This is a genomic window from Bacteroidia bacterium (assembly GCA_023228875.1).
Classification (GTDB): Bacteria; Bacteroidota; Bacteroidia; order NS11-12g; family UBA955; genus JALOAG01.
On record JALOAG010000020.1, the window covers coordinates 1 to 15,763 of the forward strand.

13 protein-coding genes are annotated in these 15,763 nt (G+C 34.8%); all 13 read left to right on the top strand.

Annotation, left to right across the window (positions count from 1 at the left end; translation table 11 throughout):
* Positions 1 to 290: 290 nt before the first annotated feature.
* On the top strand, positions 291 to 1,031 hold the full coding sequence (locus tag M0R38_11490; protein MCK9482353.1) for an NYN domain-containing protein: 741 nt from the start codon (positions 291 to 293) through the stop codon (positions 1,029 to 1,031).
* 675 nt (positions 1,032 to 1,706) lie between these two features.
* Positions 1,707 to 2,297 carry a TetR/AcrR family transcriptional regulator gene (locus M0R38_11495; protein MCK9482354.1) on the top strand — a complete coding sequence of 197 codons (591 nt, stop codon included), beginning with the start codon at positions 1,707 to 1,709 and terminating at the stop codon, positions 2,295 to 2,297.
* A 24-nt stretch (positions 2,298 to 2,321) separates the two neighbouring features.
* Positions 2,322 to 2,777, top strand: coding sequence for a hypothetical protein (locus M0R38_11500; protein ID MCK9482355.1), 456 nt, complete (start codon positions 2,322 to 2,324; stop codon positions 2,775 to 2,777).
* A gap of 81 nt (positions 2,778 to 2,858) precedes the next feature.
* Positions 2,859 to 3,242 (top strand): hypothetical protein, encoded by a 384-nt coding sequence (locus tag M0R38_11505; protein ID MCK9482356.1) that lies wholly within the window; start codon positions 2,859 to 2,861, stop codon positions 3,240 to 3,242.
* Positions 3,243 to 3,361: 119 nt separating this feature from the next.
* A complete protein-coding gene (locus M0R38_11510) occupies positions 3,362 to 7,708 on the top strand; it encodes a CusA/CzcA family heavy metal efflux RND transporter (GenBank protein ID MCK9482357.1) in 4,347 nt (1,448 codons plus the stop codon).
* Between the two features lie 8 nt (positions 7,709 to 7,716).
* A complete protein-coding gene (locus tag M0R38_11515; GenBank protein MCK9482358.1) occupies positions 7,717 to 8,847 on the top strand; it encodes an efflux RND transporter periplasmic adaptor subunit in 1,131 nt (376 codons plus the stop codon).
* 44 nt (positions 8,848 to 8,891) lie between these two features.
* Positions 8,892 to 9,356, top strand: a complete 465-nt coding sequence (locus tag M0R38_11520) for a heme-binding domain-containing protein (GenBank protein ID MCK9482359.1) — start codon at positions 8,892 to 8,894, stop codon at positions 9,354 to 9,356.
* A 77-nt stretch (positions 9,357 to 9,433) separates the two neighbouring features.
* Positions 9,434 to 11,932 (top strand): cation-translocating P-type ATPase, encoded by a 2,499-nt coding sequence (locus tag M0R38_11525; protein MCK9482360.1) that lies wholly within the window; start codon positions 9,434 to 9,436, stop codon positions 11,930 to 11,932.
* 90 nt (positions 11,933 to 12,022) lie between these two features.
* The gene (locus M0R38_11530) at positions 12,023 to 12,349 is read left to right on the top strand and encodes a cupin domain-containing protein (GenBank protein MCK9482361.1); all 327 of its coding nucleotides are present in this window, start codon (positions 12,023 to 12,025) and stop codon (positions 12,347 to 12,349) included.
* A 19-nt stretch (positions 12,350 to 12,368) separates the two neighbouring features.
* The gene (locus M0R38_11535) at positions 12,369 to 12,788 is read left to right on the top strand and encodes a hypothetical protein (protein MCK9482362.1); all 420 of its coding nucleotides are present in this window, start codon (positions 12,369 to 12,371) and stop codon (positions 12,786 to 12,788) included.
* A 3-nt stretch (positions 12,789 to 12,791) separates the two neighbouring features.
* Positions 12,792 to 13,190, top strand: coding sequence for a hypothetical protein (locus tag M0R38_11540; GenBank protein MCK9482363.1), 399 nt, complete (start codon positions 12,792 to 12,794; stop codon positions 13,188 to 13,190).
* A gap of 21 nt (positions 13,191 to 13,211) precedes the next feature.
* The gene (locus tag M0R38_11545; GenBank protein MCK9482364.1) at positions 13,212 to 14,543 is read left to right on the top strand and encodes a TolC family protein; all 1,332 of its coding nucleotides are present in this window, start codon (positions 13,212 to 13,214) and stop codon (positions 14,541 to 14,543) included.
* A 31-nt stretch (positions 14,544 to 14,574) separates the two neighbouring features.
* Entirely contained in the window at positions 14,575 to 15,624 is a 1,050-nt protein-coding gene (locus M0R38_11550) for an efflux RND transporter periplasmic adaptor subunit (protein ID MCK9482365.1), read from the top strand.
* Positions 15,625 to 15,763: the final 139 nt, after the last annotated feature.

A 15,763-nucleotide genomic window follows, 5' to 3' on the forward strand; every position in this document is an offset into this window, starting at 1 on the left:
TTAAGGCAAAATATACAACACTGACAATCAATTAATTATGCACACTTATTGCACTTTTGTTAATACATGCATAATTGATTTATATTTGCCTAATGAAGTTATGGGTGTGGTTGTGCAACAGGCACAGGCACACGGGTTTGGCTAAAGTGGCGGTTCAGTGCTTCTATGACAGTGTTGTGGTAAACAAACTTTAGTGCATTTAATAAACATTTGTGGTGAAAATCGCCACCTTTGCCAAGCCCGAAACCGTTAGCGGTAATTATAAGACAACAACAGAATACATCAACCATATGACAGAAGATAAACTTGCGGTATTAATTGACGCAGACAATGTTCCTTATTCAAATGTTAAGGAAATGCTTGAGGAAATTGCAAAAAACGGGACACCGACAATTAAAAGAATTTATGCTGATTGGACTAAACCAACTGTTTCGGGCTGGAAAAATGTCCTTTTGGAAAATGCAATCACTCCAATTCAACAATACAGTTATACTAGTGGAAAAAACTCTAGTGACAGTGCTCTAATAATTGATGCAATGGATATTTTGTATTCAGGAAAAGTAAATGGTTTTTGCATTGTTTCTAGTGACAGTGACTTTACACGATTGGCGACAAGACTTAGAGAGGCAGGAATGACAGTTATTGGTTTTGGCGAAAAAAAGACACCCCAACCTTTTATTTCCGCTTGCAATAAATTTATCTATTTAGAAATCTTAAAAATAGTTACGGCTGACACGAAGACGACTACAAAATCAATTGCAAAGCCGAAAAAAGTAGAGCACATCAGTAAGGTAGATACTGAAACAATACGAGTGATTACAGAGAGTGTAAATGATTTGGCTGATGAAACAGGTTGGGCTTTCTTAGGAAGTTTAGGAAACCACATTCTTAAAAAGAAGCCGAATTTCGACCCAAGAAATTATGGATTTCTCAAATTGTATCCATTAATTAAACATATTGACAAATTTGAAATTGACGAAAGAGAAACTGGAGTAAACAACATTAGACATATATATTTAAAACAAAAATAACTACCGCCAACATGGGTAGCTGTTGCACAACTCTCTAAAAAAAGAAAAAAACATCAAAAACGGCTTCATTAGAAGCGATTTAAGCACACTTGTTTTTTTAACTATGCTTTTTAAGTTGGTTTTTTGGGTGGTTTATATAGGAGTTGTGAGCGTTGTGATGTAGTCAATAAAAAAACGAAAGGTGTTTTGCGCAGTTGCCTCTATTTTTTGCATGGCTCGCGCTATGCTGTTGGCTTCGCACAACACGCAATATAGCAAAAAGCGGTGAAGTACTTAATTGGAGATGGTTTAGTCAGTTTGGGCTTCATCTCGGTTTGATAGTGAATCGCTCGCAATCCGCTTCATGCCATATTGCCAACCGTTACAGGCAAGCGTAGAATAACCGTACCAACTCAACATTCACGATAAACAATTTTGCTGTAGCCCAACACCATACCAACACAAAAGGTTTTAAAATTTTTGCCCACGCACGGAAAAAATAATTTTGCCTACACACATTGGCACATTTGGTTTTTTGCCACCGCTCAAAGCCAATTCTAAAAAACCAAAAGAGCCAATTTATCCACCACCGACAAACCAATTCCAACTTTTTTTTAAAATAATTCTTGCAGAATGAAAAAGTTTATTTACTTTTGCGAGTGAATACTAACTAACGCAGTTTGATTTAATTTGAATATGCAAGAATTTACAGACAGACAAATAGAGATAATGGAAGCGGCAACCAACAGAATTTCAAAATTTGGTATTCAGAATTTGACTATAAAGACACTTGCTGAAGATATTGGACTTTCAGAACCTGCATTATACCGCCATTTCAAAAGTAAAAATCAAATTCTTTGGAGTTTATTGGAGTACTTCAAAACAGAAATGGAAAACCGTATTCAATCTATCCCATTTAAGACTTCAACAAGTGAAGCAGATAAATTAAGAGCTATTTTCAACTCTCAATTACAAACTTTCGTTAACAAACCTGCAATTGTCAGTGTTATTTTTGCCGAGAGTATTTTTCATTATGAAGAAAATCTAAGTAATAAAGTTTCTGAAATAATGGATATGATGCAGAACTACGTAAAAAACAACATCAAGCAAGGACAAGAAAGCGGACAATATAACAAATTGATGGGAGCATCTACGCTTACAACAATACTTATAGGAGGAATGAGGATGACTGTTTTAAAATGGAAATTATCGGGGCATAAATCAGACTTAATAAAAGACGGAAAAGCTGTTTTAGAAGGAATTTTAAAAATGATTGAAAAGAAATAAATTAAATAAATTAAATAAATTGAAATGAAAAAAGTAATTGTATTCGGAATGGCCATTATGTTGTTGTGGAGTTGTAATAATGCTACTGAAAAATCAACAATGCATCAGGAAACTGAAAGCCACACAGAACAACATCACGATGAAAATTCAGAAGCTATTGAACTCAACAATGGTGAGAAATGGCTTGTAAACGAAGAAATGAAACCTTTTGTATTAAAAGGAGAAGAATTAGTAAATGAGTATATTCAAGCTAACAAAACGGACTACAAAGAATTAGCGGTACAACTAAAAGACAAAAACAGCCAACTCATAAAAAGCTGTACAATGGACGGAAAGAGCCACGATGAATTGCATAAATGGCTTCATCCGCATCTAGAATTAGTGAAAGAATTAGAAAATGAAACAGATACAACAAAAGCAAATGAAATTGTTTCCAAAATTCAACATTCGTATCAGGTATATCATCAATTTTTTAATTAGTCTAAATACTGATTTAGGTTATAATGAAAAAAGTAAATTTTATCCCACAAAATAACCATTATAAATAAGTAATTTTGTAGTGTGAAAAAGGTAATTGCCATATTCTTTCTCTTTTCTTTTCTGAGTGCCAACACGGTATTCGGGGAAGTATTGAAATTGCCTTTACTTATTCACCACTATATAGAACATACCCAAGAAGATAAGGACAATTCGATTGTAGATTTTTTGGTAAAACATTATGGAAAGGACATCGATCACCACCATAATGACAATCATCACGACCACGATAATCTTCCGTTTAAAACAATTAATGTACATTCTATACAAGTAGTATATTTTCAGCCTTTGTTTATCAAGTTTTCAAGACAAATTGCTGAAAAAGAATTGAAGATACCTATACTTCAACAACAAAATTATTCTAACGCTTACCTCGACAGCATTTGGCAACCGCCACAAATTTCTTAGTTCATTTTAATAGAAAGATAGGCATCGGCAATTAACAAAGAGCAAATAGATGCTCATTGTTGGTAATTGCACATTGCTAATTATCAATTTCCAATTGAATAACTAAGAAATAATAAGAAATGCTAAGTAAAATAATAGAGTTCTCTATAAAGAACAAACTCATCATTGGTCTCTTTGTACTCGGACTGATAGCCTATGGGAGTTATGAGGTAAAAAAACTTCCGATTGATGCAGTACCTGACATCACAAATAATCAGGTACAAGTTATTACAGTAGCTCCTGCTTTGGGTGCTCCTGATGTAGAGCGATTGATTACGTTTCCCATAGAACAAGTAAATAATAATATCCCTGGACTGATTGAATTGCGGAGTTTTTCCCGGTTTGGTTTATCGGTTGTTACTATTGTATTTGATGAAAAAACGGATATTTATTGGGCAAGGCAACAAGTAACCGAACGGCTGCAACAAGCACAGGAACAAATACCTAAAGGTTTTGGAACACCCGTATTGGCACCTGTTACTACCGGATTAGGTGAAATTTATCAATATACGGTTCGTCCCAAAAAAGGCTATGAAAACAAGTACGATGCTATGGAGCTTCGTACTATTCAGGATTGGATTGTACGCAGACAGTTGCTCGGTGTAAAAGGCGTAGCCGAAGTAAGCAGTTTCGGAGGTTTACTGAAACAATATGAAATAGCTGTTGTACCCGAAAAATTAATGGCTTATGGTATCACCATCAACGATGTATTTAATGCCCTTGAAAAAAACAATCAAAATACAGGTGGTTCTTATATTGAAAAAGGTCCAACTATTTTATTTATCCGTAGTGAAGGTTTGGTTGGAACAATGGAAGATATTCAAAATATTGTTGTAAAGAATTTACCTAATGGAATGCCTCTACTCATTCGAGATGTGGGTGAAGTTCGATTAGGTAACGCGCCAAGATACGGAGCTATGACCTACAATGGAGAACAGGAAGTTTCTGGTGCAGTTGTAATGATGCTGAAAGGTGCAAACAGCAACGTGGTCATCAAAGATATTAAAGCACAAATTGAAAAAATTCAAAAATCATTGCCAGAAGGTGTTGTTATTGAACCATTCTTAGACCGAACAAAAATGGTAAAAAACGCCATAAGTACGGTTACTAAAAATCTTTTGGAAGGTGCTTTGATAGTCGTTTTTGTATTGGTTCTGTTTTTAGGAAATATTCGTGCTGGGTTATTGGTAGCATCGGTCATTCCGCTTTCGATGCTGTTTGCAATTATTCTAATGAACACTTTCGGGGTGAGTGGCAATCTAATGAGTTTGGGAGCTTTGGATTTTGGGTTGATTGTGGACGGTGCAGTAATTATTGTAGAAGCAGTAATGCACAAACTCTCGCACAGTAAACTGTTTGCAAAAGTCAATAAATTATCGCAAAAGGAAATGGACAGCGAAGTCAAAACATCGGCTTCCCAAATGATGAATAGTGCAGTTTTTGGGCAAATCATCATTTTGATAGTGTATTTGCCAATTTTCACTTTACAGGGAATTGAGGGCAAGATGTTCAAACCAATGGCACAAACGGTTGCCTTTGCATTATTGGGTGCTTTTCTGCTTTCACTTACTTATATTCCAATGATGAGTTCATTGTTTTTAAGTAAAAAGATTTCACACAAAGAAACTTTATCTGACAAAATGATGAACCGATTGGAGCGGTTTTATCAGCGGTTTTTAGTTAAGGCATTTCGTCATCAAAAAAAGATATTAGCTACAGTTATCGGCTTATTTGTAACAGCTTTGTTTGTTTTATCCACATTAGGCGGAGAGTTCATCCCTTCTCTTCCCGAAGGCGATTTTGCAGTAGAAACAAGAGTTTTGCCAGGAAGTAACCTGAACACATCGGTTGAAGCGGTTTCTAAAGCTTCTAAAATCATTTTAGAAAATTTTCCGGAAGTAGAACAAGTAGTGGGCAAAACAGGAAGTAGTGAAGTTCCTACCGACCCGATGCCAGTGGATGCTTCTGACTTAATGATTATTTTAAAAGACCGAAGCGAATGGACTTCTGCTAAAACTTATCCTGAATTGGAAGCGAAAATGAGCAAAGCATTAGAAGATGTTCCGGGAGTGGCTTTCGGTTTCCAATATCCGGTAGCAATGCGATTTAATGAATTAATGACCGGAGCAAGACAAGATGTAGTATGCAAAATTTACGGAGAAGATTTGGATACTCTGGCTTACTATGCTAGTAAATTAGGGCAATTATCTAACGGAATAAAAGGAACAGAGGCTTTGTATGTTGAAGCTGTAACAGGAATGCCACAAATTGTAATTAAATACAATCGACCTGCAATTGCCCAATACGGTTTAAGTATCAGCGATATTAATCGTGTTGTCAATACGGCTTTTGCAGGAGAAAGCAGCGGAATGGTATTTGAAAATGAGAGAAGATTTGATTTAGTAGTTCGTCTTTCAGGTGATAAAAGAAAAAATTTGGAAGATGTGCAACGGTTGCTGATAGCCACACCACAAGGTACGCAAATACCATTAAGCACTGTAGCAAATGTGGATATTATAGAAGGTCCTAATCAGATACAAAGAGAAAATTCTCAACGCAGAATTATTGTAGGCTTCAATGTTCGAGGCCGTGACATTCAAAGCACAGTAAACGAATTGCAGCAAAAAGTAGAACAACAAATTAAATTACCTTCCGGATATTTTGTAACTTATGGAGGAGCATTTGAAAATTTACAAGCTGCAAAAGATCGGTTGGCTGTTGCTGTACCTATATCCTTAGTTTTGATATTCCTACTGCTTTACTTTGCATTTGGTTCTGTTAAGCAAGGCTTACTCATTTACACTGCCATTCCACTATCTGCAATAGGTGGGATATTCGCTTTGGCTCTTCGTGGCATTCCTTTTAGCGTGAGTGCGGGAATTGGTTTTATTGCTTTATTTGGTGTAGCCGTATTGAATGGAATAGTCTTGATTGCAGAATTTAATCGTTTGAAAAGTGAAGGTTATACCGACTTAAAACGCATTGTGATTATGGGAACAAAAACCCGTTTACGTCCGGTACTAATGACAGCGTTTGTAGCTTCATTAGGTTTCTTGCCAATGGCATTAAGCCACGGAGAAGGTGCAGAAGTGCAAAGACCGTTGGCTACTGTTGTTATCGGTGGTTTACTGCTTGCTACATTTCTAACCTTGTTTGTTCTTCCGATTTTGTACATCATTTTTAATAGAGGTATTTCATTGAAAAATAAATCAATAAAAGGAATATCTGTTTTGATATTGCTATTTATTTCAATCGGAGCTAATGCACAAGATAAAATCACCCTTCAACAAGCTATTGATACCGCTTTAGTCAATAATCTTACCGTTAAAAATGAAAAATTGCGAATAGAGTATCATCAAAAACTCATCAAATCCAATGCGACTATTCCTGCTACAAACATTGGCGGACAATACGGACAAATCAATAGTTTCTATCCTGATTTGAGTTTAGGTATTTCACAAACACTCAGTTTTCCAACTGTTTATTCAAGACAAAAAGATTTGCTGACTGAAGAATGGAAAAGCAGTGTTTTGAATTTAAAAATAAAAGAAACTGAATTAAAAAAATTAGTTACAGAGGCTTATTTCAATCTGCTTTATATTCAACAAAAGAGAAGGTTGTTACTGGAAAATGACAGCTTGTTTTCAGAATTTCTAAGTAAATCCATTCTTCGATTTAAAAAAGGAGAAAGCAATATTTTAGAAAAAACAACAGCCGAAAATCAAAAAGGACAAATTGCACTTCAACTTTCACAATTAGAACAAGATTGGGAAATCCTACAATTGCAGTTTCAGTATCTACTCAACACAACTACAGTTTTTGTTCCTGATGAAAGTGAAATCTTGTTTCAAAATATATCTTCATTGGAAAACGCAGAGTTTATTTCTCATCCTTTAGTTCAGTATTGGAAACAACAACAAAACATCGCTGTTGCCAATACAAAAGTTGAAAAATCAAAACTGTTACCAGACATTACTTTTGGCTATAATATAATGGGAATGAAAGGTATGGGTGCAAACAATGTGGAATACAACAGTAGTCTTCGTTTTCATTCGGCTCAGATTGGTTTGGGTATTCCTATTTTTAGCGGTAGTCAAAAATCAAAAATAAATGCTTCAAAAATAAATGAACAAGTAGCCGCCAATGAATACGAAGTGAATTTGAGAAATCTCGAAACAAATTTTGCACAAGCAATGAAGTACTATCAAAAGTATCAAGATGCTGTTTTATATTTTGAAAATACGGCTTTAAAAAATGCTGAAATACTTAAAACGACCGCTAATCAGCAATTTTTAAATGGTGAAATCAATTATTTAGAATGGGTGTTGCTAATGAACCAAGCGATAAGTATTCAAAGCGATTATATTGAAGCCGTACGAAACAGAAATAATGCCGTAGCAGAAATTAATTATTATCTAAATAAATAGTCTAAAAAATGAAGAACTTAATTATCATCATAAATATATTTTTATTGTTTACCGCTTGTACCAATAAACAAACAAGCGAAGAACAAGTAAATGTACCAACACAAGAAAATGTTGCCAGTCTTACCGATGCACAATATAAAAATGCCGGAATTGAAATTGGTAAAATAGAAATGAAAAATGTTTTTTCTGTTTTAAAATTGAACGGGAAAATTGATGTTCCGCCCCAAAACATAGTGTCTGTCAGTGTGCCGTTGGGTGGTTATCTGAAATCCACAAAATTATTACCCGGTATGCACATTAGCAAAGGAGAAGTAATTGCTGTAATGGAAGATCCTCAATACATTCAATTACAACAAGATTATTTAACTGCCAAAGCCCAATTTGCATACAATGAAAGTGAATATTTGCGTCAAAAAGAACTCAACGAAAGTAAAGCAGTAAGTGATAAAGTATTTGAGCAGACAAGAACAACTTATCAAACACAAAATATATTGATAAAATCATTGGAACAAAAGTTGAAATTAATCGGATTAAATCCAAATACTGTTACTGCCAATACGATTACAAAAAGCATCAACATCTATTCGCCTATCAATGGCTTTGTTTCTGCCGTAAATGTGAATATCGGTAAATATGTAACCCCAAGCGATGTACTGTTTGAGTTAGTCAATCCAAATGACATTCATTTGGCATTAACCGTGTTTGATAAAGATGTAAACAAATTGGCTATCGGACAAAAAGTGATTGCGTTTTCCAACAGTAATCCCGATAAAAAATATGAATGTGAAATCATATTAATCAGCAAAAACCTAAGCAACGACAACGCTACACAGGTACATTGCTACTTTAAAGAATACGACAAAACTTTATTGCCTGGGATGTTTATGAATGCAATAATTGAATTGTCAGGTGGCAATGCAACTGTTTTACCCGATGATGCCATTGTTCGTTTTGAAAATAAAAACTATGTGTTTATCGAAAAAGGAAACAGACAGTTTGAAATGACGGAAGTACAAATCGGCAATGCAGAAAATGGGTTTACAGAAATTATGTCTGCTGAAAAATTAGCCAATAAAAACATCGTTGTTAAAGGTGCATATCATCTTTTGATGGTGTTGAAAAATGCAGATGAAGAATAAAATGGAACAAAAATATTAGTTTGAAAATTTTAAAAATTATAACAATGAAAAATCCAGTAAAATCAATCCTTAAAAAAGTACTTATCTTGCTGATTGTCGCTTTAGCACTACTTCAATTCTACCGTCCGACAAAAAATATTTCTACAGAAGTTTCTGTTAATGCCATAGGACTGCATTATAATGTTCCAGAGCCCGTTGATAAATTGCTAAGAACCAGTTGCTATGATTGTCATTCTAACAATACCGTTTATCCTTGGTATAGCAATGTACAACCAGTAGCTTTATGGTTAGATGACCATATTCGTGATGGGAAAAAACATCTGAATTTTGATGAATTTAACACCTATTCTGCCGAAAGAAAACAGAAAAAATTCAAAGAAATAGCAGAAGAAATTGAAGAGGGCGAAATGCCAATGACTTCCTATACCTTGATACATAAAAATGCTAAACTCAGTACAGCTGATAAAAAGCTTTTGGTGGATTGGACAAAGGAAATGATGAAGAAATAATTAGAATATAGGAGAGTTTAGCTCAAAGCTCTAAAAAAACCTTAATTCATAATTCTTCATTTTTAATTCTTAATTCTATGACATTCAACATCCCTTCTCATCTCACAGGTCTCACTTCTGATGAAGTTTTAGCTTCTCAGAAAAAACACGGCTTCAACAAAATAAATGCCGCTCAAAAAAGTTCTTGGGTTTCGTTACTCTTAGATATTTTAAAAGAGCCGATGTTGCTATTGCTGATTGCCGTGGCAATTATTTACTTGATTGTGGGCGATTATGGTGAAGCTATTTTTATGTTCGGGGCTATTGTTGCCGTTTCAGGAATTTCTTTTTATCAGAATAATCGTAGTAAAAAGGCGTTGGAAGCATTGGAAAAACTCAATGAACCTTTGAGTACAGTCATCCGAAATTCAAAAGTAATCCAAATTCCAACACACGAAATTGCGGTGGGTGATTTGTGTATTATTGAAGAAGGGAAAATGATCAATGCCGATGGAAAAATTGTACACAGCAATGACTTTTCTGTCAATGAAGCATCACTTACGGGCGAAACATTTTCGGTTTTTAAAAGTCAAGAAACGGAGGATAGAAATGTATATAGCGGGACCTTGGTCGTTTCGGGTTTGGCAGTTTTTGAAGTAGAAATAATTGGCGATGAAACGAAATTAGGGAAAATCGGGAAATCCATTCAAGAAATTCAAGAAGAACGCTCTCCTTTGCAAATTCAAATCACAAACTTCGTGAAATGGATGGCTGTCATTGGTATTGTCGTTTTCTTGATGGTTTGGGGATATAGTTTTTGGAAATCCGGAGATTGGATTGAAAGTTTATTGGCAGGGCTAACCTTGGCTATGTCCATTTTACCCGAAGAAATCCCAGTTGCTTTTACCACTTTTATGGCATTGGGAGCTTGGAAATTGATGAAAGAAGGCATTATTATCAAACGAAGTAGCGTAGTAGAAACCTTGGGAAGTACAACCGTGATTTGCACCGATAAAACCGGAACAATTACCGAAAATTCGATGCAGTTAAAAGCACTTTTTGACTATAAAACCAATCAACTTTATGAAGAGGAACAATTGACGAATAATTCACTTTCTGAATTGATACAATTTGCAATGTGGAGCAGTGAACCTGTACCTTTTGACCCGATGGAAAAAACCTTGCACAAAGTGTATGAACAAACGCAAAAAGAGGACAAACGACTCGGTTTTCAAATGATACACGAATATCCGTTGGAAGGCAAACCACCGATGATGACCCACATTTTTGAAAATGAAAATATCGAACGAGTTATTGCTGCCAAAGGTGCTCCCGAAGCGATATTGGCAGTTTCTAATTTATCTGAAAAAGAAAAAGACAAGTTGCGTCAGCGTATCAAAGATTTAGGAAAACAAGGCTATCGTTTATTGGGTGTTGCCAAAGCTCATTTTGAAGGAAATCATTTCCCAAAAAAGCAGCAAGATTTCAACTTTGAATTCTTAGGATTTACTGTGTTTTATGATCCACCCAAACAAGGTATTCAAGAAGTGTTTCAACATATTTACGATGCAGGAATTAAGGTAAAAGTAATCACGGGAGATAATGAAGATACCACCAATGCAATTGCGTTGCAAGCCGGAATTAGAAATGCTTCGCCTGCCGTGAACGGTACAGAAATTGTCAATCACACTGAAGAAGAACTCATTGACCTTTCGAGAAAAACCACTTTGTTTACCCGAATGTTTCCCGAAGCCAAATTAAAAATGGTCAATGCTTTCAAGAAAGACGAAGAAGTGGTAGCGATGTTGGGCGATGGCGTAAATGATGCTCCCGCACTCAAGGCAGCACATATTGGCGTAGCGATGGGAAATAAAGGCACGGAAATAGCCAAAGCAGCGGCTTCTTTGGTGATTATCAATGATGATTTGGATAAATTGGTCGTTGGAATTGCAGCAGGAAGAAGAATTTACGCCAATATCAAAAAAGCAATTCAATACATTATTTCCATTCATATACCGATTATTCTAACAGTCGCTTTGCCTTTGTTTTTGGGATGGATATACCCGCATATTTTCACGCCTGTTCATGTTATCTTCTTGGAGCTAATTATGGGACCTACTTGTTCTATTGTATATGAAAACGAGCCGATGGAAAAAGGAACGATGAGCCAAAAACCACGGAAAATGACCGATACTTTCCTAAATTGGAAAGAATTAAGCATCAGTATCATTCAGGGATTAATGATTACCGCAGGGGTGTTATTTGCTTATCAATTGACCGTTCAGCAAGGCGGAGATGAAGAAACCACGAGAGCGATGGTTTTTACCACTTTAATTTTTGCCAACATCTTATTGAGCCTAACCAATCGCTCTTTTACCTACAGTATTTTAGAAACCTCTAAAAACAAAAACAAACTCTTCCCTATCGTTATCGGTGCAACTTTAGTTTTTCTTTTTGCAATATTGTATGTGCCTATATTTGCTCAGTTTTTCCATTTGGATAGCTTGAATATAAACGAATTAGGCACTTCGTTTTTGATTGCTAGCGTGTCTGTTTTGTGGTTTGAAGGGTATAAATGGTTGAAGAGGAGAAAATAATTTTTTCAAAAAAATACTGCACTATTAAAAAGTTTATTTACTTTTGCGAGTGAACACTAACTAACATTAAATAAACTAAAAGTGAACAGTATGGCAACATTTGATAAAAAGAAGATTTTCAATCTGGAATTAGCAATCGAATACTCCGATGGTGGCGTAATCAGCAAACAAGTAACTAAAAGTAAAGCGGGAAACATCACGCTGTTTTCTTTCGATAAAGGAGAAGGGCTTTCAGAACATACAACTCCTTTTGATGCCGTTGTGCAGTTATTAGATGGCGAAGCTGAAATCACAATTGGAGGTGAAGTTTTTAACTTAGTGAAAGGCAATTCTATTATTATGCCAGCCAATGTGCCTCATTCTCTTATGGCAACCGAGCGTTTTAAAATGCTGCTGACGATGATTAAAGGCGAATAACTATTAATATGCTGTAAAAATGAACGGAAAATACAATATCGCAATCGGTTTTATCACTATGGGAACATTTATGCTCTATGGTTTTCTACTAATTTACCTCAGAGATTTTGCACCCAATGCCGAGGAATGGGCAAATTCGTATAGCAACGGTAAGCATTTTGAAGCACGATTGGCACACGTACACGGTAATTTATTTGCCTTTCTAAATATCGTCATCGGCTTTTTGCTTTTGCATTTCAAAGAGAATATACACTATTCAAAAGCCATTTCTTGGTTGGCTATAATCGGGTTGCTGATGCCAATAGGTATTTGGGCAGAATTGTATTTGGGCTTACCTCCGATTTTTGTTTTGATTGGTGCACTATCTATGACAGCTTCTGTTTTTATTGCCGGGTTTAGCTTTTTTAAATTTAAAAATGAAATCAAAAAACAACATTGATAAATGAAAGCACTTAGAATAATACAGACTGTTTTGTTAAGTTTCTTTGGCTTATTAACCGTATTTATGGCTTCGTCTGTCATTTTTGATTTATTCGGTATTCGGGAAAAAGAAGGTAACTATGTCTTGTTTATCGTTTACACCAATTTGATATGTGGTATTCTGTATTTGTTGGCTGCTTATACCACTTGGACAGAACCAAAATTGAGTTTTAAAACCTTACTCGTTTCATTGTCCCTACTGATTATCGCATTTGTTGCATTTCAATTTTATATACACAATGGCGGAATACACGAAGAAAAAACGGTAAAAGCGATGCTATTCAGAATTGTATTTACTGCGATAATGGCCGGTGTTGGTTGGCTGAATTTAAAAAAGAGAAATTTAATTAAAGAAAAGTAAAACAAAAAAATTTATCTAATTATGTTAGCGAATACTCACAAACTCATTTTCATCTCAATACTTTTTATTGGGTGGAATACCGTTCAGGCACAAGAGGTCTGGACACTAAAGCAATGTATTGACACGGCACAAGTGTATAATAAAAACTTGCAAATTAATCGTAACAACATCAGCATTAGCAAACAAAGAGAAAGGGAAGCAAAAGCCAACCTAATCCCGAAAATCACTGCCAATGCAGATTACAAGTATTTTATGGAGTTGCCTACCCAACTAATGCCAATGAATGCGTTGAATACGCAAGCACCCGAAGGACAGTTTAGGGATTTACAATTTGGCGTTCCGCACAACATCAATGCAAATATACAATTGGCTATGCCTTTGTATAATCCACAAATTTATGGAGCGATTGAGAATACAAAAATTGCTAATGAATTAACTCAATTACAATATCAGAAAACAGAAGAACAAGTGTTATTTGATATAACAACACTTTATTACAACGCACAAATTCTAAAATATCAATTGGATTTTATGGATAGCAATCTGATTAATTCAAACAGATTGTTGCAAAATATGGAATTGCTAAAAAGTCAGTTGTTGGCAAAAGGTTCTGATGTAAACAAAGTGAAATTACAAACGGAACAATTAACCACGCAAAGAGAAAATGTTTATAGTAAATATTTACAAGTATTGAACGCTCTGAAAATGAATATGGGCATTTCGTTAGAAGAAAATATAACGGTTGTAACCGATATTTTTCAACCAACATTAACAGATAATTCTTCTCGCAATTCATTGGATTTACAGCTTATCAACATACAAAACAAACTATTGAACAATGAACTTAAAATCCTTAATCGTTCACGCTATTTGCCCTCTTTAAATTTGATTGCTTCTTATGGTACAACAGGTTTTGGGTATGACAAAACACCCAATGATTTTTTAGATTTCTATCCGATTGGTTTTGCAGGAATACAGCTTAGTTACCCACTTTTTAACGGTACCGTTACACAACGAAAAATCAATCAGAAAAAATTGGAAATCAATAATAATGAATTGCAAGCACAACTAATTTCTGACAAAAATGAAATGGAAATTGAAAATGCCATTCGTCAACGAAAGATTGCCGAAAACACCATTATTAATACAGAAAATCAAATTGAATTAGCCAAAACAATTTATGATCAAACCATACTACAACAAAAACAGGGTACAGCAAGTTTGACCGATGTTTTATTGGCTGACAATGCTTTGCGTGAAGCACAACAAAATTATTTAAACGCAATAATTGACTTTTTAAAAGCTGATTTGGAATTCAAAAAATTAACGGGAACTATTTCAATTAAGAATTAAAAATTAAGAATTAAGAATTAAAAGAGATAAAATGAAAAAGATAATCTGGATAATAGCAGGTATTGCAATTGTTGGTTTGGTAATATTCAAATTGACAAGTAATAAAAAAACGACTGAAAGTAAGGTTTACCAATTCGATAAAGAAAAACCTATTTCCGTTGATGTGGACACTATTCGACTAAAAGACATCAATGAAAAAGGCATTTTTACAGGAACATTTGAACCTAATAAAGAAGTAAAAATCAGTGCTGAAACACAAGGTAAAATCAATGCTGTTTTAGTAGATGTAGGTAGCTATGTTCAACAAGGGCAAACCCTCATTCAATTGGATAATTCACTTTTAAAACTACAACTACAAACCGTTGAAGTGCAAATTGAAGGCTTGCAAGATGATGTAAATCGTTACACTATTTTAACGGAAGCCGATGCCGTGCAAGGCGTTCAATTGGAAAAGGCAAAGTTGGGTTTAAAATCTGCAAAGGTGCAAAAAGCAACTTTGCAAGAACAAATCAATAAAACAACTATCAAAGCCCCATTTAGTGGTGTTGTAACAGCAAAATTAAGTGAAATTGGAGCTTTTGCAGCACCCGGAGTTCCTTTGTTGCAAATCACCGACATAAGCACACTTAAATTTACGGTAAACGTATCCGAAAGTAATTTAAAGCAATTTCAACCCAATCAAAATTATAACATTTCAGCGGATGCTTTTCCTGAACTAACATTGAATGGAAAATTGTCTATGATTGGAAGTAAGGCTAATATGGGAAATAGTTTTCCTGTACAATTTCAAGTAGCAAACACAAAAAAATCAACTATAAAATCAGGAATGTTTGGAAAGGTTTCTCTATCCGAAAACGAAGTAAAACAAGGTATTATTATTCCGTCTTCTGCCATTATAAACAGTGAAAATCAAGCACAAGTTTATATCGTAAAAAATGGAAAATCAGTTTTACATACGATTACGATTTCTAAAAACATCGGCAATAAAACGATTGTTTCAGGCGGTTTAAATGTTGGAGACATTATCGTAACAAATGGTTTTATCAATCTTTTTGATGGGGCGAATATTAATATAAAATAAAATCAGCGAAATATGAATATTACAGAAATATCAATAAAACGACCATCGCTGATTATTGTTCTTTTCAGCGTATTTGCCCTTTTGGGAATTATCGGCTTTAAGAATTTGAGTTATGAATTAATGCCCGATTTTAACCAAC

What these genes read in the sequence shown, in the direction of transcription:
- M0R38_11550 (MCK9482365.1), top strand. Translation starts at nt 14,575, where the DNA reads ATGAAAAAGATAATCTGGATAATAGCAGGTATTGCAATTGTTGGTTTG.
- M0R38_11535 (MCK9482362.1), top strand. Translation starts at nt 12,369, where the DNA reads ATGAACGGAAAATACAATATCGCAATCGGTTTTATCACTATGGGAACA.
- M0R38_11520 (MCK9482359.1), top strand. Translation starts at nt 8,892, where the DNA reads ATGAAAAATCCAGTAAAATCAATCCTTAAAAAAGTACTTATCTTGCTG.
- M0R38_11515 (MCK9482358.1), top strand. Translation starts at nt 7,717, where the DNA reads ATGAAGAACTTAATTATCATCATAAATATATTTTTATTGTTTACCGCT.
- M0R38_11500 (MCK9482355.1), top strand. Translation starts at nt 2,322, where the DNA reads ATGAAAAAAGTAATTGTATTCGGAATGGCCATTATGTTGTTGTGGAGT.
- M0R38_11530 (MCK9482361.1), top strand. Translation starts at nt 12,023, where the DNA reads ATGGCAACATTTGATAAAAAGAAGATTTTCAATCTGGAATTAGCAATC.
- M0R38_11540 (MCK9482363.1), top strand. Translation starts at nt 12,792, where the DNA reads ATGAAAGCACTTAGAATAATACAGACTGTTTTGTTAAGTTTCTTTGGC.
- M0R38_11510 (MCK9482357.1), top strand. Translation starts at nt 3,362, where the DNA reads ATGCTAAGTAAAATAATAGAGTTCTCTATAAAGAACAAACTCATCATT.
- M0R38_11490 (MCK9482353.1), top strand. Translation starts at nt 291, where the DNA reads ATGACAGAAGATAAACTTGCGGTATTAATTGACGCAGACAATGTTCCT.
- M0R38_11525 (MCK9482360.1), top strand. Translation starts at nt 9,434, where the DNA reads ATGACATTCAACATCCCTTCTCATCTCACAGGTCTCACTTCTGATGAA.
- M0R38_11545 (MCK9482364.1), top strand. Translation starts at nt 13,212, where the DNA reads ATGTTAGCGAATACTCACAAACTCATTTTCATCTCAATACTTTTTATT.
- M0R38_11495 (MCK9482354.1), top strand. Translation starts at nt 1,707, where the DNA reads ATGCAAGAATTTACAGACAGACAAATAGAGATAATGGAAGCGGCAACC.